At 47.0% G+C, this 19,467-nt stretch carries 16 protein-coding genes; 7 read left to right on the top strand and 9 right to left on the bottom strand.

The genetic code is table 11. The features are described 5' to 3' along the window. Nucleotides 1-2 precede the first annotated feature (2 nt). The 7 genes from KO537_RS09215 to xthA all read left to right on the top strand — a co-directional run bounded on the left by KO537_RS09215 (nt 3) and on the right by xthA (nt 7,979). On the top strand, nt 3-767 hold the full coding sequence (locus KO537_RS09215; protein ID WP_219234300.1) for a GNAT family N-acetyltransferase: 765 nt from the start codon (nt 3-5) through the stop codon (nt 765-767). Beyond that, the gene (locus KO537_RS09210) at nt 768-2,696 is read left to right on the top strand and encodes an IucA/IucC family siderophore biosynthesis protein (protein WP_219234299.1); all 1,929 of its coding nucleotides are present in this window, start codon (nt 768-770) and stop codon (nt 2,694-2,696) included. Between the two features lie 96 nt (nt 2,697-2,792). After that, nucleotides 2,793-4,997, top strand: a complete 2,205-nt coding sequence (locus KO537_RS09205; RefSeq protein WP_173496384.1) for a TonB-dependent siderophore receptor — start codon at nt 2,793-2,795, stop codon at nt 4,995-4,997. A 123-nt stretch (nt 4,998-5,120) separates the two neighbouring features. After that, nucleotides 5,121-6,209, top strand: coding sequence for a siderophore-iron reductase FhuF (fhuF, locus tag KO537_RS09200; protein ID WP_219234298.1), 1,089 nt, complete (start codon nt 5,121-5,123; stop codon nt 6,207-6,209). A gap of 113 nt (nt 6,210-6,322) precedes the next feature. Then, entirely contained in the window at nt 6,323-6,868 is a 546-nt protein-coding gene (locus KO537_RS09195) for a septation protein A (RefSeq protein ID WP_028761007.1), read from the top strand. Further along, nucleotides 6,868-7,167, top strand: coding sequence for a YciI family protein (locus KO537_RS09190; RefSeq protein ID WP_028761008.1), 300 nt, complete (start codon nt 6,868-6,870; stop codon nt 7,165-7,167). Before KO537_RS09195 ends, KO537_RS09190 begins: the two co-directional genes overlap by 1 nt. Next, on the top strand, nt 7,167-7,979 hold the full coding sequence (gene xthA, locus KO537_RS09185; RefSeq protein WP_168824214.1) for an exodeoxyribonuclease III: 813 nt from the start codon (nt 7,167-7,169) through the stop codon (nt 7,977-7,979). Before KO537_RS09190 ends, xthA begins: the two co-directional genes overlap by 1 nt. Nucleotides 7,980-8,971: 992 nt before the next feature. On the opposite strand, the gene KO537_RS09180 is transcribed toward xthA, so the two are convergent. The 9 genes from KO537_RS09180 to KO537_RS09140 all read right to left on the bottom strand — a co-directional run bounded on the left by KO537_RS09180 (nt 8,972) and on the right by KO537_RS09140 (nt 19,364). Next, nucleotides 8,972-9,397 carry an SMI1/KNR4 family protein gene (locus KO537_RS09180; protein WP_105252108.1) on the bottom strand — a complete coding sequence of 142 codons (426 nt, stop codon included), beginning with the start codon at nt 9,395-9,397 and terminating at the stop codon, nt 8,972-8,974. Nucleotides 9,398-9,584: 187 nt separating this feature from the next. Further along, entirely contained in the window at nt 9,585-9,953 is a 369-nt protein-coding gene (locus KO537_RS09175) for an SMI1/KNR4 family protein (RefSeq protein ID WP_168824216.1), read from the bottom strand. A 503-nt stretch (nt 9,954-10,456) separates the two neighbouring features. Next, nucleotides 10,457-11,908 carry a methyl-accepting chemotaxis protein gene (locus tag KO537_RS09170; RefSeq protein ID WP_219234297.1) on the bottom strand — a complete coding sequence of 484 codons (1,452 nt, stop codon included), beginning with the start codon at nt 11,906-11,908 and terminating at the stop codon, nt 10,457-10,459. Between the two features lie 104 nt (nt 11,909-12,012). Further along, nucleotides 12,013-12,504 carry a DUF1097 domain-containing protein gene (locus KO537_RS09165; RefSeq protein WP_028761013.1) on the bottom strand — a complete coding sequence of 164 codons (492 nt, stop codon included), beginning with the start codon at nt 12,502-12,504 and terminating at the stop codon, nt 12,013-12,015. Nucleotides 12,505-12,764: 260 nt separating this feature from the next. Then, entirely contained in the window at nt 12,765-15,011 is a 2,247-nt protein-coding gene (locus KO537_RS09160) for a molybdopterin cofactor-binding domain-containing protein (RefSeq protein WP_173244090.1), read from the bottom strand. Nucleotide 15,012: 1 nt separating this feature from the next. Continuing rightward, a complete protein-coding gene (locus KO537_RS09155; protein ID WP_028761015.1) occupies nt 15,013-15,516 on the bottom strand; it encodes a (2Fe-2S)-binding protein in 504 nt (167 codons plus the stop codon). 3 nt (nt 15,517-15,519) lie between these two features. Next, nucleotides 15,520-16,251, bottom strand: coding sequence for a nucleotidyltransferase family protein (locus KO537_RS09150; protein ID WP_173248602.1), 732 nt, complete (start codon nt 16,249-16,251; stop codon nt 15,520-15,522). 35 nt (nt 16,252-16,286) lie between these two features. Then, complete coding sequence (locus KO537_RS09145; RefSeq protein ID WP_028761017.1) at nt 16,287-17,303, bottom strand: XdhC/CoxI family protein; 1,017 nt, start codon at nt 17,301-17,303, stop codon at nt 16,287-16,289. Nucleotides 17,304-17,624: 321 nt separating this feature from the next. Beyond that, complete coding sequence (locus KO537_RS09140; protein ID WP_028761018.1) at nt 17,625-19,364, bottom strand: methyl-accepting chemotaxis protein; 1,740 nt, start codon at nt 19,362-19,364, stop codon at nt 17,625-17,627. Between the last annotated feature and the right edge of the window lie 103 nt (nt 19,365-19,467).

The following is a 19,467-nucleotide window of genomic DNA, read 5'->3' as shown; positions in this document are numbered from 1 at the left end:
TAATGGCAAGCCAATTTAGTAACCATTGTTTAACGCAACTATCCGCTATTTCGAGCATTAATGGTTTTCAGTTCAGAGCGTTAGACCTTACACAAGACATTCCAACACTACAGTCTTGGTTTAACCAAGATTACGCCAAGTTTTGGGGTATGCAGGGCTTGAACCTTGATGCCATAAAAAATCTGTTAGCAACAACAGAACACAAGTTTGTCTTGATAGGTGAATGGCAGGCCAAAGCGCTATTTATGGTGGAACTCTACGATCCCGTCCACGATGAAGTCGGTCAGCACTATCGTGTTGCGCCGGGTGATTGTGGTATGCATCTCATTATCGCGCCGCCAGATGGTAAACCCGTCAGCGGCTTATCCTTGAAGGTGATGGATGCGATAGCGCAGCTCGTGCTTGAAAAACTGGCCTTTAATCGCCTGGTGGTTGAACCCGATCAACTCAATAGCAAAATTCATCGCTTAAATAGCCTGATAGGCATTCGCTATGAAAAAGCGATTCAATTAAGCACTAAAACGGCTTTCCTCGGATTTTGCACTGCGGCCCAGCGCCTTCGACCATCGAGCACGCCCTCTTTGACGAGTCTAGCCCAAACAACCTCAGCCCTGCCAAGCTCAGATCAGTCAATGCCTGCTCTGCCAAACTTAGCAGAACAATACTTAGCAGAACAATACTTAGCAAGCCCAACCCTAGCAAAGCCAAGCTCGCACGCGGCATCTGCAATCTCTCCCATGACATTATCGACTCTTCAGGTGAATTAGATGAACTTACCCACAAAAGCCTTATTAATGAAACCATTGCCAACGCAAGATCATCATGCTCAAGCAGTACATGCTCAACAAAGCTCGGCGCTATCGACAACATCAACTTCTATGCCAGAACATTTGACTCCCGCCTATTGGCAAGCGGCTAATCGTCATTTAGTGAAGAAAATCCTCTGCGAATTCACCCACGAGAAGCTCATTACGCCGACCCTGTACGGGCAAAAAGCGGGGCTCAATCACTATGAACTGCGGCTCAAAGACAGCACTTATTATTTTAGTGCGCGGCACTATCAGCTCGATCATCTTGCTATCGATGCTGATTCCATCCGCGTTTCACTTGCAGGACAAGAGCAAATCCTTGATGCGATGTCGCTGATCATTTCCCTTAAAAATGACTTAGGGATCAGCGAAACCTTACTACCAACCTATTTAGAAGAAATCACCAGCACCCTTTACAGCAAGGCGTACAAGTTAGCGCATCAGGCGATCCCCGCCGCCACCCTGGCGCGAGCTGATTATCAGAGCATAGAAGCGGGTATGACAGAAGGCCATCCGGTGTTTATTGCCAATAATGGCCGGATTGGTTTTGATATGCAGGATTACCGTCAATTTGCCCCTGAAAGCGCGATGCCGATGCAGTTAGTCTGGCTTGGAGTCCGCAAAAACAAAACCACGTTTGCCGCCCTCGAAAACTTGAGTCACAACGCATTACTAAAGGAAGAGCTTGGCCAGCAGTTCACTGACTTCCAACAACGTCTTAAAACCCAGCAGCATGATCCACAGGACTTCTACTTTATGCCTGTGCACCCTTGGCAGTGGCGTGAAAAAATCGCCCGCGTCTTTGCCGGCGATATAGCCCGTGGCGATCTAGTTTATCTTGGTGAAGGCAATGAGCAATATCAAGTGCAGCAATCGATACGCACTTTTTTCAATCTTGCATCACCGCAAAAGTGCTATGTCAAAACCGCGCTGTCTATCCTAAATATGGGCTTTATGCGTGGTCTATCGCCTCTTTACATGAGCTGCACACCGCAAATTAATGCGTGGGTTGCAAACTTGGTTGAAAACGATCCTTACTTTGCCCAACAAGGCTTTGTGATCCTTAAGGAAATTGCCGCCATAGGTTACCACCACCATTATTACGAGCAGGCGCTCACCCAAGATAGCGCCTACAAAAAAATGCTCTCTGCCCTGTGGCGCGAAAGCCCACTGCCACACATTGAGCCTAAACAAAATCTGATGACCATGGCTGCGCTACTGCATACGGATCATGAAGATAAGGCCCTTATTGCAGCCTTGATAGCCGCCTCAGGCTTACCAGCAAAGGATTGGGTCAGTCGCTACTTAAACCTGTATTTATCGCCGCTGTTACATGCCTTTTTTGCCTACGATCTGGTCTTTATGCCGCACGGGGAAAACCTGATCTTAGTGCTCGATGAATACGTGCCAGTCAAGATTTTAATGAAAGACATAGGTGAAGAAGTCGCGGTACTCAATGGCGCGAAGCCGCTACCTGATGATGTAAAACGCCTTGCAGTAAGCATTGAAGAAGAGATGAAGCTTAACTACATCTTACTGGATATTTTTGACTGTATTTTCCGCTACTTAGCACCGCTGCTCGATGAGCAAACCAGTGTCAGTGAAAGCCAATTCTGGGAGTTAGTGGCGGACAATGTACGTGATTACCAAGCCCAGCATCCACATTTGGCCGACAAGTTTGCCCAATACGATCTGTTTAAGGACAGCTTTGTACGCACGTGCCTCAATCGTATCCAATTGAATAATAACCAGCAAATGATAGACCTCGCCGACAGGGAGAAAAACCTGCGTTTCGCCGGCGGCATCGACAATCCCTTGGCGGCCTTTAGACAAAGCCATGCCTTTAAGCGCCCTATGCTTAGCAGCGCTGAGCAAAGGAAACGTTAACACACCACAAAGTGGATAACCCCGAAACTTTAGCATGGGCCAATGTTGGCCCAGCTTGTTTAACCCCCAACCTAAACGGAATTAAAGATCAACATTATGAAGACTTTTCCTCTCTCCAGCATCGCACTCGTCTGTCGGCAAGCCCTCGTTAACCCGAAGCTATTGCTGTGCTCAGCCATGTTAGCTACGGTTCCCCATGCCACAGCTGACACTGTCGATGCGGATAGTAAGACTAAAAAGCACCAGAAAGAAATTGAAGTCATCAATGTCATTGGCGCTAAGGACTTACACGACAACCGTTATAAAACCCAAGCGATGAACACGGCAACTGGGCTCGATTTATCCTATCTAGAAACGCCGCAATCGGTCACGTCTATCACCCGCCAAATGATGAACGATCAACAGCTTAATAGTGTCATTGATGCCATGACCAGCGTTGCGGGGATCAATGCCCGCCCAATGGATAACGACAGATACAGTATTAGTGCCCGCGGCATTGCCGTGACCAGCATTTTGTACGATGGTGTGCCCACCACCTACGACACCCGCTTCAACTATGGGGATAATCTGATCGACACCGCCATCTACGAGCGAGTAGAAGTGGTACGCGGCGCGACTGGCCTCATGACGGGAGCCGGTAATCCCTCGGCGGCCATTAACCTTATCCGTAAACGCCCGACTCAAGAGTTTATGGGCAACACCTCGTTAAGTGTGGGCTCATGGAATAATGTGCGCGGTATGGTCGATGTTTCCAGCGGCTTAAATGATTCGGGTTCTGTGCGCGGTCGCGTGGTGGCCGCCTATCAGGATAAAGATTCATTCCAAGACAGGTACGAGCAGCAGCGCACAACGCTATACGGCATAGTCGAAACCGATATTGGCGATAGCACCTTATTCACCCTTGGTGTCGATTACCAAGATGCTACGCCGAGCGGCACTATGTCGGGCGGTTTACCGCTATTTTACAGTGATGGCAGTCGCACTAATTATGATCGTGCCACTTCAACGGCGCCCGATTGGGGCTCGGCGCATACCCAAGGACTCAACACCTTTGCGAGTCTCGAACACAGATTAGATAACGGTTGGAACCTAAAAGGGACTTACACCTACGGCGATAACTCATTGGAGTTCGATGTACTATGGGCCACGGGATATCCTGATCCTGTAACCAATATCGGCGCCACTGCAGGCTCTATCGCCTATGTCGACGGCAGTCGCACCCAACACAATGTGGATTTGCGCGCCGAAGGACAATACCAACTCTTTGGTCAGGAACATCAATTGATGTTTGGCTGGAATGGCCAACGCCAAGAGTTCGCCAATCCCTACTATTATCCCACTGCGGCAGTACCGCCTTTGGGGGATTTTCGCGATCCGAACTTCCAATATCCAAAACCTCAATGGAAGGAAACCTATACCACGGGTTCATTTGGCGAAACCAAACAGAGTGCAGCCTATGTGGCGACTCAGCTTAATCTCAGCGACGCGTTAGCTGTCCTCGTCGGATTACGCCTCAATGAGTGGGAAACCGACCAAGATAATTTTGGCAGCCGTTACGATTTCAACATCAGCAACGAACTCACCACTTACTTCGGCCTCACCTACGCCCTGACCGAGCAATATTCGCTCTATGCCAGTTATACGGATATTTTTGCACCGCAAACTAAGCAAAGAATCGATAAAAGCTACCTAGATCCAGTCAAAGGGAAAAACTACGAAGGCGGGATTAAGGCGAGCCTGTTCGATGAGGCTTTAGATATGTCGCTGTCGGTGTTTGAGATCAGGCAAGACAATGTCGGAGTCAGCACTGGCGATGTGATCCCAGGAACAACAACGCAAGTGTATGAAGGCGTAAACGGTACAAAAACACAGGGATTCGAATTTGAATCGACGGGTAAAATCACTGATGACTGGAATCTTTACTTAGGTTACACCCAGTTCACTAGCGAAGATCCTGAAGGCAAACGTGTCAGTACCACTTCACCACGCCAGCAATTAAAACTCTTCACCACTTATACCTTTGGCGGTGATTGGCATAAATTGCAAATAGGTGCGGGGGTTAACTGGCAGAGCCGCGTCTACCAAACAGTTAATTCGCCACTTGGCAAAGTCGAAGTCGAGCAAGGCTCTTACGCGCTAGCGAGTCTAATGGCGAGTTACGCCTTCACCGAGCAACTTAAGCTCAGCGCAAACCTGCACAACGCCTTAGATAAAAGCTACTACAGCCAAGTCGGTCAATACAGCCAATTCCAATACGGTACGCCGCGAAGTGCCAGCTTAACCTTAGACTATCGCTTCTAAGTCAGATTTATATTGAGATCGTTCGAAAAACCTTGTGAGCCCAAATCTTGGGCTCACAAGGTAATCATTTACATGGACTTATCGATAACCGCGGCAATCAATCACAGCCATTAAGGAGTCACTATGGCAAGCCAACGGAGAGACACCAGACTGCAAACATTGTGCGATACAGCGCCAAGCCACAACGCGTTGAATCAAACTATTTTGTCACTCAATCAGCTGTTACATCAACGGGCACCCTTCTATGGCGAGCACCTTCGCGCAACGCAGTCCCCTACTGGGTTCAGTTTTGATGAATGGAGCTGCGCCGATACTTATCAAAAACTCATTGCACGTTTTGCCATCGCACACCCTAGCGCAGAAACTCAGAGTGAAACTGAAACTGTAACTGAAGCTGAAACCGAGGCGACTAAAACAGCTGCAAACAGCCGAGCGCACGCTTTCGCCAGTAAAAGCGCCTTAGTCAGTAAAAGCGCTACGGCCAGTAGAAAAGACACTCGCAAAGCGCTGCATTCACTTTGGGGTCAATGGTATTTTGGCCTTTTAGTTCCGCCTGTGATGGAGTGGATTTTTAACGCAAAAAAAGCCGATTTCGAGCCTATTCACTGGCAGCCACAGTCCGTGTTTATGCAGCTACACGCCAGTGGCCGAGTGGCAAAATTTGAATTTAACATCGCAAAGCGCCAGCCAAATACCGCTTTGACCTTTAAAAAACACCACGGCATCGAACCACTTTCCCAAATAAACACTAAGCCAAGTAACAAGATAGACATTGAGGTACACTCGTCATTAACTTCATATAAGCCGCCAGTTGATAGAGAACTCGCCCTACAAGGCTTTATCTTAAACTTACTGCAACCGAGTGTTGAGCGCCTACTCACTTTGAGCCCCGTGCCCGCTAAATTATATTGGAGTCACTTAGGCTATCTGATCCACTGGTATCTAGGAGAGTTGGGATTATCTCAGCAACAAAGTCAGCAACTTAAGCAAGCTCTGTTTCGCAGAACGACCTTTTTTGATGGCACCCAAAATCCACTGTATAACAGCATCAATTTGATTGTTGAACCCAAAGAAGGCAGCACGAACATCCAATGCATTCGCCGTACTTGCTGCCTAAGGTATCAACTCGCCAACACCGGCCAATGCCACGATTGCCCACTACTAAGTCGTCCTAACGCTAAGACAAACGCAACCAAACAGGCACAAGTCTAACTTGCCCATTAAACCCATTTAATGGGCAAGATCGCAATCCTAGGCCCATGGTGCTTTTGCCCTTATGTTGCACATGCTACACTCAAGCCCATGTCTCTTTAACATGATTATTTATGAAACAACTGCTTGATTTCCTGCCCCTCGTCATCTTTTTTGCCGTTTATAAATTTTTCGATATTTATATCGCCAGCGGCGCATTGATCGCAGCCACCGCGCTTCAATTGATCGTGACCTATGCGCTATATAAGAAACTTGAAAAGATGCACTTAATCACCTTTGCTATGGTGACAGTGTTTGGCACACTCACTTTAGTGTTTCACGATGATTCTTTTATCAAGTGGAAAGTGACCATTATCTATAGTTTGTTTGCCATCGCCTTAGGTGTCAGTCAATTGCTCAATAAATCGATATTAAAGTCGATGTTAGGCAAAGAAATGCAAGTAGACGACAAAATTTGGGCTCGCGTAACTTGGTATTGGGTGATCTTTTTCGCCGCTTGTGGCCTAGTCAATATTTATGTCGCCTTTAGTTTGCCATTAGAAACTTGGGTCAATTTTAAAGTGTTTGGTTTAACCGCTTTAACCTTAATTAATACTGTCCTGACCGTATTTTATCTTTATAAACACCTTCCCGAAGATCAACGCAAGGAACTCAAATAATGTGGTATATGATTTCAGCTCAAGATTTTGAGAATAGTTTAGAAAAACGTTTAGCCGCACGCCCAGCCCATTTAGCTCGCCTACAAGCCCTCGCCGATGAAGGTCGTTTACTGATCGCTGGCCCACACCCAGCCATCGACAGTGAAAACCCTGGTGATGCAGGCTTTAGTGGTTCACTGGTTGTCGCAGATTTTGAATCCTTAGTGGCAGCAAAACACTGGGCCGATGCCGATCCCTATATCGAAGCGGGCGTTTACCAAAGTGTTGTGGTTAAACCCTTTAAACGAGTCCTGCCTTAATGAAAATAGTGTCCTTTAACATCAATGGTCTGCGGGCACGCTTGCATCAATTGCAAGCCTTAATCGATAGCCACCAGCCCGACATTATCGGCCTGCAAGAAACCAAAGTGCACGATGAGGCGTTTCCATTAGCCGAAGTCGAAGCTATGGGATATCAAGTGCATTACCACGGCGGTAAAGCTCACTATGGTGTTGCCATGCTGTCTAAAATCGCACCAGAAAAACTGCAAAAGGGTTTTCCAAGCGATGATGAAGATGCCCAGCGCCGCATGATTATCGGCACATTTACCCAAGCGAATGGTCGTCCATTGACTGTGTTCAACGGCTATTTCCCCCAGGGCGAAAGCATAGACCACCCAACAAAATATCCTGCTAAACGTAAGTTTTATCAGGATTTAATGCACTACTTGCAGACAAATCACAGCAACGATGAAGATATCGCCATCATAGGTGACATCAATATTTCGCCGACCGATTTAGACATAGGCATAGGTGAAGTCAATCGTAAGCGTTGGTTGAAAACCGGCAAATGTAGCTTCCAACCGGAAGAACGTGAGTGGTTAAAAACCTTACAAGACTGGGGCTTAATCGACACTTTCCGTCAATTACACCCAGAGCGCATCGAACGTTATTCTTGGTTCGATTACCGCAGCAAAGGGTTCGATGACAACCGCGGCCTGCGAATTGATGTGATTTTAGCAACGCCTTCACTGGCAGCACGTTTAGTCGAATCCGACGTCGATTACGATCTGCGCGGCATAGATAAACCCTCAGATCACGCGCCCATCTGGAGCACGTTCAAAGAGGCTTAACCCGCTAACGTTCGATCATCTTAGTAGACATAAAACATCGGCTTAGGTCGATGTTTTTTTATGGGCGAAACATATTTTATCTTTGTCGTTCGATGAATAGTCAATGAGTCAGGTTTGAAACTGAACGTAATTCACTTTTGGACAGATATGTCTTGAAGACGAGTGTTTGGGGACCAATAATTTTAGTTGTGGGGAGTTTAGCGTTTGCTGATATCCACTCACACATGCTTGCCATGGTATTTGCTCGTCGACTCGCAGCCAGTCCATCCGTGGATGCTCGACCGCCCCATCTGATGTGAAAGGATTCACAAATGCCGCGATGGCATGGACGCCAAAGAGCGGCCATGGGGCGGAAGGTAGTCTCGCAAATCACCAAGGCTCACCTGTTTAGCATTGGCGAAACCTGTTTGTTTTTAAAGAAATAGGTAGCATGCTTTGGGACAAAAGCGTATTAGGTCATCAGCTATAACAGGTGAATTTCGCATAGAAATTTCTATGGTGTAACGCCTTGCTCAGCTGCATTTTTGGAGTAGAAGCTTTTGTGTTATCAAACAAAAAAGAAGGAACGGAAAAATGTCAGATGCAGCAATTTGTTATGTTCGAATTCTAATAATACTATCAACATATTGATTGACCATTATTCAACTTTCACATAGAAGCAATTACATTTACAACTGAAAAGACCAATTTGAGGATCTTTAGGTGTAACGCCCTTACGTTTAGCTTGTGAGTTAGCAACTTCTACAGCGTGCTTAATCTCATTAATTTCTTTGCTAGATAGCCTTCTCGTATGCCCATGTACAGGACATCGTTCTCGTTCTCCATCACCCGATATTCGCTCTCCTGACATATTGATGCCCTCTTTCTAATTTCTACCGCTTTAAACATAACGCCGCCAGCAACTGCCGGAGTGAGTTGGAAGCTTTTTTACGTCTTTTTGCAAAAAAGAAGACAGTTTACGGAGGTCAGATTGACTGGCCTTGTTAAACATTTTAGAACTTGAGCGAATAACCACTGGAAACCCACTCATTGAAATTTTCCGCCAACAATACCATAGACTCTTTCGTTAAATCGCCGAAAGGTACCCTATAAACTGGCCAGTCTTCTGAACTTATATTATGTGTGGTATCGAAGACAATTGACTCTCCCCCACCATCTGAACCAATAGCAACCAACCCAGGCAAGTATTGCTCGTAGCAATAGGCTTCTGTTAATTCGGATATCTCTTTAGCGCTCCAGAGCACAACTGAGTCATCTGGTTCTTGCACGCCAATCGGAGTTTCTGCCCCATTAGTTTCAAGCAAGAACTTCTTATACTCACTCGGAAGATCTGTTCCTAACCATTTCTCAAGAGCCTGAATGTCTTCAGCACTTGCTGGATTTTCCGGATATTCGAATTTATCTCGATATTTGCTCATAATGCTTAACGCCCATTTAAGGGGCTGATAATCGTTTGCTAAAATTGTGTAGCGAAGCGAAGTCGAGCAAACTGTTAGCAGTCCCGCTTTAAATGCTTGTATGGGTTAACGTTTGGCTAAGGGGCAGGCTTTAACCCATCACTGAGAGCGGAGCGAACGATTTGAACCACTATTTAGGCTATCACAGTTACTCAAGGTCTACACAAACCTGCTTGTGCCATGCAGAAAGATTCGGCCATTCTTCCATAGTGCTGCCGTTGTGAGACCAATAAATTATCTCACCCGTCTTTGCTATGCAGAAATAGTCGCCATTATCCTCGATGAATGGCAAAAGGTCTCTTGGAAGACCCATGACATTCCAGGCTGTTTCAGCAATGTCAAAGATATCAAGATGGCCAGAGCCGGGTAAAATTACCGCAGGCTCAAAGGTAGCGTTTGCAACATCGCTGCCAGACTTCAAAAATGATCGGTAGTCGTCATGAAAACTGATGCCCAGTTTGCTTTCTGCGCTAGCTATTTCGGTATCTGTCGGGTTTCGAAATGGATCGTTATTCATAATTATTGTTGCCTAACGTTAAGCGGCGTCCCAAGCCAATTTTAATTGACAGAGGCGAAAAAATGATACTCTGGTGAACGTTTATCATCAACAAAAAATTTAAAATTGCTTGATATTTTTCTTAAATATTTCCGATAAAGGTTAACACAATCAGCCATATAGAAACCATCAATTTCCCCAAATTCTATTTTTACAAAACACAGATTTCCACCGCCAACCACAGTGAAATACCCTCCGCAAAAAGGACATTTTCAGACATAACTTTCTCCCCTGAAATCTATGACCGTCAATTTAGATAATGTCACGCTGTTAGATAATGTCACGCTGATAGAACGGAATGGGGCAATATAACTAAATAGTTCTTTGGGTACTTCCAAATTAAAATGGCGGAAATCTAAGATTTCCGCCATTGTCGGATGATACGTTACTACTTAACATGAGACTCAGTATCGGGCGTTATTGCTCAACACCCCATACCGACGACTCACATTAAAGGTGACACATTAACTCGTGCGGTACTGCTTTAAAATGCCATCTAACTCGACCGAGGCATGGTGCAGATCATTGGCTAAGGTCACACTGCGCTGGGCTGTTTGTTTGATAGTTTCCGACTGATGGCGGATTTCATTCAATTGTCCGGCAATGTCGCGAGCGGCGACACTCTGCTCTTCCGCCGAGGCGGCAATTTGGCTGCTCATATCAAATACCGCATTGACCGATTGCGCCATGCCTTGAACATCATCACCGACGGCGATAATCGCACTGCGACCTTCATCGGCCTGATCGACTATCTCCATGGTAATGCTCGATAAACGAGTCGTGCCAGATTGTAAACCTTCAATCATGGCCTGAATTTCTACCGTGGCCTGTTGAGTTCGACCCGCTAAGGTACGCACTTCATCGGCTACCACAGCAAAGCCACGACCTTGCTCACCGGCACGGGCCGCTTCAATGGCCGCATTTAAGGCTAACAAATTGGTTTGCTGGGAAATACTGTTAATGGTTGTGACTACAGCATCAATACTCGCCGCATCCTTAGACAATTGTTCCACCGATGAAAACGCCGTACCAATCTTAGTTGAAAGTAAGCCAATGCTTTCCACTGTGTGGCTAATACGCCCACGACTGGCCAACATTTGGGTTGAATTTTCCTTGGTTTGCAACGAAGTATTACTTGCATTAACAGAGACTTCTTCAATCGCTGAGGTCATTTGCGCCATCGCCACGGCAACGGAATCGAGGAATTGATGTTGGAACCCAATCAGTTTATCACTGGTGGCCGCCTGTTGATTAAATTCATCGGATGCCAATGATAAGGTCTGTGCATTTTTGCCAATGGCTGACACCATTTCACTCATATTGTCGGCGCAGCGATCGATTTCGCGGGCAATCAAACTGAAATCGTCAGTACCAAAGAAGTTTAATCTAAAGCTCAAATCACCATCGGCTAAGCGTTTGATGGCTAAGTACATGTCCCATAATCCACCACCGAGTGAAGTCGAAATCCAGTAACTCAGTTGGAATAAAGGCAACAAGCCCACTAATGCTAACCAGAACATAAAGTTAGCATCGCTACGCGCATCGGCTTCCCACTCGTGGACATTCTGCGTCAGTTGTAAGGCTTGGCCTGACACACTAGCGCTGGCCGTCACTTTATCCCCTTGACGCTGCGCGTCACTTTGCTTTGAAGTTACAGTTAACCCGTATTGACTGGCAAATTGAGATAAGGCGTCAGCTTGTAGCTTTTGCGCCGTTGCAACTTGCGCTAAGGTATCGACGCTAGCTTGAACCCGAGCGATAGAGGCCTGCTCAAGGTTACGGTGCGCATGTTGATAGTTGACAAGTGCCACGGCGGCCGTGATCAGCGCCACCATAGAACACACTACCCAAAACTTTCCGTTGAGACTGAACTTGATCAATATGGCATCAATGGTACGAAACTGGATTTGTTTCATCTTGATAATTCCTAAGAACAAAATGCTATTTGGCACTAAATCAGCAGTATAGCTCAGATTGCCACGACAACTATGTCAGTCATAAGATCTGAGCAGGTATTATGCTAATCCGCGCTAGCAACTTGGTTACGTGTGGCGGCAGACCACTTTTGTGTCAGAGTAACCAACTGCCCCGTTAACAGGCTCATGCTAAAACCTAATAAGCCACCAATGATCAACGACGGCACGACATTGGCCACATCACCCGCCATAGCAAAGGTAGTGCAACAGCCAATAAATGCGCCGGGAATAAAGCTAAGCTTTTGATAACTTGCCTGTAAACACATGGCCGAAGTGGCTATGCCGGTAAAAATATACCCAAATACGGGCGAAATAAAAAAGCTGCTACCCGAGATAATGAGCCAAGCCCAAAATACACCGGACAGGTTTGTGCACCACGCCATCATCACGCCCTGAAAGCCAGCCTTAGGTTGAGCAAAAAAAGTGCTACAACCTAAAAAGCCGATCCAAGTGACCAGATGAAAAGCATCTGCGACGCCACACCAAATAGCCGCCAATAGGCCGGCAGAAATAGCGACTTGCCAACGATTTTCCATGGATGACCCCTTTAGTAATTCTATTCACGGAAGTTTAATACCCTTGGGCGCTCTAAAATGTGTATTTTGAGGTGGCTTGGGTAAACATATTGGTTAAATTACCTCTATTTTGGTAACAAAAACCTGATCTATTGCTAATTTTCGGCATTAATGCCCGTAAAATCGCTAACAAGCAATTTTTTTGTGGTAAAAAAACGAAAAAAGCGCTTATTAGGCGCTTTTTTGTTCAAACGGCTTTCAGTTAACCCTCTTGCCGACACTTACACTCGCAATAGTTTATTCACGGGAAGATCGCGGATCCTCTGCCCCGTCGCCGCAAAAATCGCATTGGTTAAACTCGGGGCAACGGGCGGCACACCCGGCTCACCCACGCCCGCTGGCGCAGCATCAGACTCAATAATGATGATCTCCATATCGGGAGTTTGGGGAAGTCGCAGCAAAGGATAATCGTGGAAATTCGATTGCTGCACCTTGCCCTCTTTGTAAGTGATTTCCCCCATCAAGGCTAAACTCAAGCCAAATACAATCGCACCTTCTGTCTGTGCTTTTACCCTATCAGGGTTAACTATCGTGCCCGCATCTATGGCTGCGATGGCATTAAGCACTTTAAGCTGTTTATCCTCACTCACTTCCACCAACATAGCCACAGCGACGTAACTCACAAAACTGCGGTGTACAGCAAAACCCCAGCCCTGATTTTCACCCGCCTTGGGCGCCTTAGCTTGGGCTTTTTCGACCGCGTCGATTACCCCAAAATAGCGACTGACGTCCACGGGATGACGATCAAGATCTTCGCCATAGTTGCCATATTTAAACTGTTGGTCGGTAAAGGTCTCACGCCTTGCTTCACCTAACAGGCTACGCCACATTGCAGGGCAAGAAACCTGAGAACGATGAGCCATTTCATCGACAAAACTGCCGACACTAAAACCGTGCTGAATGTTACACACAGAGCGCATCCAACCAATACGGCTATGCGCCTGCGCTTTTACCGCTTCGTATCTTAAATTTGGCAAAGCAAAGGGCACATCCACAAAGCCTAAATCCAACTCACCGCCAGAGGGATATTCCACCCCTTCAGCAAAGGTTGAACTGATCGATGGGAATCCCGTACGGGCTAAAAGCGCGGTCGGTTTGTTGCTGGCATCAAACAGCGCCTGATAGGACTGGGCGCTGATAGCATGGTAATAACCGTTTTGAATTTCATCTTCGCGGCTCCAACTCACCTTAATTGGACACTTGAATTGCTTCGATAACAGCGCGGCTTCAACACTAAAATCAGGTTTAGATTTACGCCCAAAACCACCACCCAATAGGGTGACATTCACTTTAATCGCATCTTCTTCCATACCCAACGCAGCGGCCACATTTTGCTGTGTACTTTGCGGCGTTTGGGTCGATGCCCAGATTTCACAGCCCTTTCCAGTCACATGGGCAGTTGCAACGGGCGGCTCAATAGAGGAATGGATTAAATAAGGCACGGTATAAACCGCCTTTAACGTATTCGCTTCGTGCCAGTTTTTGATCTCATCACCAACTTGGCGCACAACATTACCGCTTTGCTGTACCCGCTCGACCAACTCTTTCAAATAGAGACTTGAATCATGCTGACTGTTGTCGGCCTGAGTCCAAGTGACTTTTAAAGCTTTGCGCCCTTCAAGGGCACTCCAAGTGTTTGTGGCGATGACAGCAACGCCGCCCAAAGCCTGAAAAGCGGGTGCGCCCTTAGCGGCTGGCAAACGATACACATCCACTACCCCGGACACTTTACGCGCTGCGGTATCGTCCAAGCTTGCCACATCGCTCCCGAGCACCGGTGGGCGTATTATGCTGGCGTAAAGCATGCCGTCGCGTTTGATATCGTAACCATAAATCGCGCTGCCGCTTAACATGGCATCCATATCAACGATTTGGCGTGATGCGCCAATCTGCTTGAAATCTTTAACCTCTTTAAAGGTTAATGACTCAACGGCAGGTACGGGTTGCTCTGATGCGGCTAACGCTAACTCGCCGAACTTGGCCGAGCGGCCCGATTTTGCATGCAACACTTTATGGTCGGCGGTATGCACCTCGCTCACGGGGACTTTCCAGCGCGCAGCGGCGGCTTGCTCTAGCATGGTTCTTGCCATCGCCCCCATCTGGCGCATACGGTCGTAATTTTCGCGAATACTGCGGCTACCGTCAGTGTTTTGGCTGGCATAACGTTTATCGGCTAAGCCTTGAATAGGGACGATTTTATCCCAATCCGCGTCTAACTCTTCGGCTAAGACTTGCAGAATGCCGGTTCTGATCCCCTGTCCCATCTCGGAGCGATGGCAAGTGAGGTACACTTTGTCGTCTTCACCAATGGCAATAAACAGATTCAGCCGCGCTTCTTTATCCTGCGCCAGCGCCATAGGGCTCCAAGTTAGTCCACTCGCCCCTAATGCTAATCCGCCCCCCACTGCGCTAAACAGTTTTAACACGTCGCGGCGGCTGATATTTTCTACGGCAGTAAAAGTACTCATATTAGCCCTCCTGTTTGGCATAGTTTTGCAGTGCGGCTTTGATCCTAGGATAGGTGCCGCAGCGGCAGATATTACCCGACATGGCCGAGTTGATTTGTGCTTCAGAAGGTTTCGGATGCTGCGCCACTAACGCCGCAGCCGACATCAGTTGTCCCGCTTGGCAATAGCCGCACTGGGGCACGTTATGTTCGGCCCATGCATTTTTAAGCTTTTGATTATCCAGCCCTTCAATTGTTGTCAGACGTTTTCCTTGTGCCTGCCCCAAACTGGTTAAACAGGCGCGCACAGGTTGGCCGTCTAAATGCACAGTGCAAGCACCGCATAGCCCTGCACCACAACCATATTTAGTGCCCGTGAGCCCTAAAATATCCCGTAACGCCCACAGGATTGGCATTTTAGGATCGGCATCTAAGGTAAATGATTTACCGTTGATGAAAAGTGTTTGGGTGGAAGCGGCGGTACTGGCTTCCTTGATAACTGCAGTGGTTGATAATACTTCTGCCATAACTCACTCCTTAAGTGCCAACCACGACGCAAGATCGGCTTGGGTATCAATATCAATTGCGGCGCGGGGTAGTGTTATAGCGACTAACGCTCCCCGCTGTGCTTGTTGTTTTAGAATCGATTTCGCCCCGCGATCACCACTCAAGTGAGTGAACTGCGGTAATGTAGAGGCATTAAAAATAGCTGGTACGCCTAAATCATCCAAATAATGGGCGGCAACGTCTTTACCGGTTTCATGCCATGTCCAAATCAGTTGTCGATAATCGTCTGCACTCAAGGCCACTTGGTCTGCCAATGTCAGCAGCATGGCATCAAAGCCCTGCTCTTTGGCATAGCTTGCCGCCAAACTCACTGAGGATGCCAAGCCTGTTTGCCACTGTGGATTAACTAAAATATCAAAGGGTTGGCGGGAATGAAGCTCGACTAATAATGGCTGCAATATGTACTGATGAGCACCGAGTATGATTAACAAAGGCGTATGCTGGAGCGAATGAGTGTCTTTGCGATCCAAACCTAAATCTTGGCAACTAAGCTGCTGTAAACGCTCAACATGAGTGTTAATGATGGTTTGTTCGCGAATTTCCGTAGCGCTATGTGATGGTAGAAGTTGCGCTAACTTTACCCCATCAAAGCGCTTACTCTCACCCGCCGCAAGTACCACAATCAGCAGGCGCTTGGATGAAAGTGGCGTTTTCTCTGTCAACGTTAGCGCTGCCGACTTTGGCGCTGTAGACATTAGTACAGAAGGCTTTTGTACTGGCGGCAATGTCATCAACGCATTATCTCATCGAGATGTTTTAAGGTTGCGCCATGGAGCACGCCGTGGCACTGGGCCAAAATACTTAACGCCACGGCACTCGGTAACTCGCCGCCAAGGGCAAGCCCTGCGGGAGCAGAAAATACCCCAGAAAAAGATTCAGTACTGAGCCCTGCCATTCCAAGCACTTTATCCCGTCGATGGGCGGGACCAAGCAAGGCGATATAGGCTAGCGGATGCGCTTGAATAACCTTTAATGCCGCAGCATCTAAGCCCAAGTTATGGTTCATCACCACGGCGCAATCCAATTGAGCGATATGATTCGCGGTTAATTCCCCCGCGGTCAGTTTCACTATATGGGCATGGGGGAAATCCGCCGCTCTGGCATAGGCGGTACGACCATCGAAAACAGTCACTTGCCAACCTAAAGTGTGGGCCATGGCGGCAACGGGCTTAGCATCGATACCACCGCCAAAGATCCCAAGATGGAATCTTGGTCTCAAGGGAATAATCAGTGATTCTCCCGCGTCTTGGGTGAAAACGCCCGTGCGTACAAAATCGCTGGCGGGGAATGGCGTCAACTCCTCAGAATAAAACGCAGCGTGATACTGGCGTGCATCCGTCCCCGCTTTGACTAAAGGCAATTGGTAAAAACCCGACCGACCGTGGCGAAATGCCTGCACTAGCTCAACTAAGCCAAGATCATGATTCTCTTTTAGCAGAGGGATCAACATGATATCTACTATGCCACCACAACCGAGTCGATAGCTGGCATCGGACTCATCGCTTGCATCATAGGTGACGCACATGACTTGCTTAGTCTGCATGGCATTTTGAGCATGACGGCGTAAATCGGCTTCTAAACAGCCGCCACTTAACATACCTACGCCTTGACCAAACTCATGGAACAACATCATGGCACCGGGTTTACGATAGGCCGAACCTTGAATTTGGGTGATCACCGCAAGCACCCAAGCGTCATCTGCCAGCGGTAGCCAATGCTCTAGTAAATCTTCGATTTGGTGATCCATCCGCAAGGACTCCATTGGGTTAGGGAGATTTAAAAAATTTAATGCGCTTATCGCTATTGAAACTATCACTGTTAATAACGCAGCTATCGACGTCTATTTGTCATCAAAGCTTGACGCAAGTTTTATCAGCAAATAAAACCGCTTCGTCAAACGCTCGCATTAAACATATGGACAACCAAGTTAGCAAAGGCGTGTGCGTATTGAAAGGAGTAATAGATTTCAAAAAGTGTTGAAGCATAAAATATGTTCAGGGGAAGTTAAAGAGGAAGAATTGACGTCCATGTCTGAGTGGCGTTTGTTCGCGAATCAACCACATTTCATCTAAAACTGGTATTCGCCCGCCTTAGTGCGCAGTATCTGGGATTGGTTGTCTAGACTAATGGATGTCGATTCAATCTGTTCGATAATCTGTGATACTTCACGGGAATTATCGCGGATCACCATCATGCTCGAAGCGATTTCTTTAGAAACCAAGGATTGTTCTTCGGTTGAAGCGGCAACCTGAGTATTGATCCCATGAATCGCTTCCGTACTATGGCGAATATCCTCAAATACTGCCACGATACGTTGCAGTTCTACCCCTGCCTTTTGCATTAGCGTCGCCGCTTGAGTCACAGATGTACCCACTTGATTGGTACGGCTTTGAAGGCTTGCGACAATATCATCGATTTCCTTGGTGGAATCTTGAGTGCGCTGGGCTAATGATCGAACCTCATCAGCTACCACAGCGAAGCCTCGTCCTTGCTCACCGGCCCGTGCGGCTTCAATCGCGGCATTCAGTGCCAGCAAATTCGTTTGCTCAGCAATTGCCTTAATCACACTCAACACATTGCTGACTTGGGTACTTTCGTTCACTAGATGTGACATAGAGTCTTGAGTATTCCTAAACTCAGTTTCTAATACCGACATGGCTTTCAACGCTTCCGATACTGTCTGTTTACCTACAGTGACATGCGTTTCATTTTCGGCGGCGCGGCTTTCAGCATTCGAAGTGCTCTCACTCACATGCACTAAGGTCGTGGTCATTTCTTCCATCGCACTGGCGCTGGCATCCAGTTCTCTCGCCACCCGATTTGAGCTTTCACGCGAAATTTGAATTGATGCTTTAGTTTGCTTAGCTAAATCAGCCACCTCTTTTGCAATGCCATCCGTCGTCGATAATGAACTGGCAAGGGAGGATATAAACAAGTTGATTTGATTAACGATTTCGCCAATTTCCCCCTGAGTCGTAACAGAGATCCGCCGCGCAAGATTTTTAGAGCGCTGAATATCGAGCAATTCAACACAGGTCTGCACTAAGGGAGTCACAATCCTGCTTTTAACGATAATAAATCCGCCAACGGCGGCTAAAATCACGATAAATAACACCAGTTGGGACCAGTTTAATGCAGCATGCAGGGAGTCGAGTCGGTTATTCACATCACCATCGGTACGTTTATCCAATGCTGTAAAAAACTCATCAATCGGCTGCATGATCTTAGCTTTTTCTCTGTGGTATTGGTCGCTATGTAATAACTCCCTCGCCATAGTTAAGTTAGGCTCACCTTTGATCGTGTAAGTTTGGGTGTTGGGGTCCATAAAAATACCTTTGACGGCATTCATGGCTTTCACTTCGAGGGCGACTAACGCATCTGAGTTTTGCTGAGCTTGTTCAAGGTAACGGAATTCTTCATCAGAAAAACCGAGGGACTTCATTTGCGTGTTTATCGCAATGCTAGCACCGTCGGGCTTTGGCTTATCGCCATAACTCAACACCAAATCCCAGTAAATCTGGTGATATTTTTCAGGTCTAGACTTCTCACCATTACGGATAGCCAAAATATCCATATACATTTTTTCGTATTTTTCATCACCCGTAACAGCGTAAGTTCGAGCGAGACGCGTTAGGTCATCGGAACTTTGTCTTAACTCATCGGCAACTTGATAGGACTGATATCGGACGCTAGCCGCATCATTAAAGAGATCGATTTTAGACTTAACATTGAAGCTCAATACCGCAGAAATCACGGCACTCGCGACTATGGTCGAAAAGACCACGCTCATCATTGTTTTTGTTTTCATACTTACCCCAGTAGACGGAAGAACTGCTTTAAGTCTAGAAGGAAAAACAGAAAACATAAAAAAGGTTGGTTTATTAGCTGAAATAATCATTTGATTTGCGAGT

The organism is Shewanella sp. NKUCC01_JLK, assembly GCF_019345615.1.
GTDB lineage: Bacteria > Pseudomonadota > Gammaproteobacteria > Enterobacterales > Shewanellaceae > Shewanella > Shewanella oncorhynchi.
The sequence above is the reverse complement of the archived record's forward strand: the minus strand, read 5'-3'. Positions and strand labels throughout refer to the sequence as shown.

What these genes read in the sequence shown, in the direction of transcription:
- KO537_RS09165 (WP_028761013.1), bottom strand. Translation starts at nt 12,504, where the DNA reads ATGGAAAATCGTTGGCAAGTCGCTATTTCTGCCGGCCTATTGGCGGCT.
- xthA (WP_168824214.1), top strand. Translation starts at nt 7,167, where the DNA reads ATGAAAATAGTGTCCTTTAACATCAATGGTCTGCGGGCACGCTTGCAT.
- KO537_RS09175 (WP_168824216.1), bottom strand. Translation starts at nt 9,953, where the DNA reads ATGAATAACGATCCATTTCGAAACCCGACAGATACCGAAATAGCTAGC.
- KO537_RS09205 (WP_173496384.1), top strand. Translation starts at nt 2,793, where the DNA reads ATGAAGACTTTTCCTCTCTCCAGCATCGCACTCGTCTGTCGGCAAGCC.
- KO537_RS09190 (WP_028761008.1), top strand. Translation starts at nt 6,868, where the DNA reads ATGTGGTATATGATTTCAGCTCAAGATTTTGAGAATAGTTTAGAAAAA.
- KO537_RS09210 (WP_219234299.1), top strand. Translation starts at nt 768, where the DNA reads ATGAACTTACCCACAAAAGCCTTATTAATGAAACCATTGCCAACGCAA.
- KO537_RS09160 (WP_173244090.1), bottom strand. Translation starts at nt 15,011, where the DNA reads ATGAGTACTTTTACTGCCGTAGAAAATATCAGCCGCCGCGACGTGTTA.
- KO537_RS09215 (WP_219234300.1), top strand. Translation starts at nt 3, where the DNA reads ATGGCAAGCCAATTTAGTAACCATTGTTTAACGCAACTATCCGCTATT.
- KO537_RS09145 (WP_028761017.1), bottom strand. Translation starts at nt 17,303, where the DNA reads ATGGATCACCAAATCGAAGATTTACTAGAGCATTGGCTACCGCTGGCA.
- KO537_RS09140 (WP_028761018.1), bottom strand. Translation starts at nt 19,364, where the DNA reads ATGAAAACAAAAACAATGATGAGCGTGGTCTTTTCGACCATAGTCGCG.
- KO537_RS09195 (WP_028761007.1), top strand. Translation starts at nt 6,323, where the DNA reads ATGAAACAACTGCTTGATTTCCTGCCCCTCGTCATCTTTTTTGCCGTT.
- KO537_RS09155 (WP_028761015.1), bottom strand. Translation starts at nt 15,516, where the DNA reads ATGGCAGAAGTATTATCAACCACTGCAGTTATCAAGGAAGCCAGTACC.
- KO537_RS09180 (WP_105252108.1), bottom strand. Translation starts at nt 9,397, where the DNA reads ATGAGCAAATATCGAGATAAATTCGAATATCCGGAAAATCCAGCAAGT.
- KO537_RS09150 (WP_173248602.1), bottom strand. Translation starts at nt 16,251, where the DNA reads ATGTCTACAGCGCCAAAGTCGGCAGCGCTAACGTTGACAGAGAAAACG.
- fhuF (WP_219234298.1), top strand. Translation starts at nt 5,121, where the DNA reads ATGGCAAGCCAACGGAGAGACACCAGACTGCAAACATTGTGCGATACA.
- KO537_RS09170 (WP_219234297.1), bottom strand. Translation starts at nt 11,908, where the DNA reads ATGAAACAAATCCAGTTTCGTACCATTGATGCCATATTGATCAAGTTC.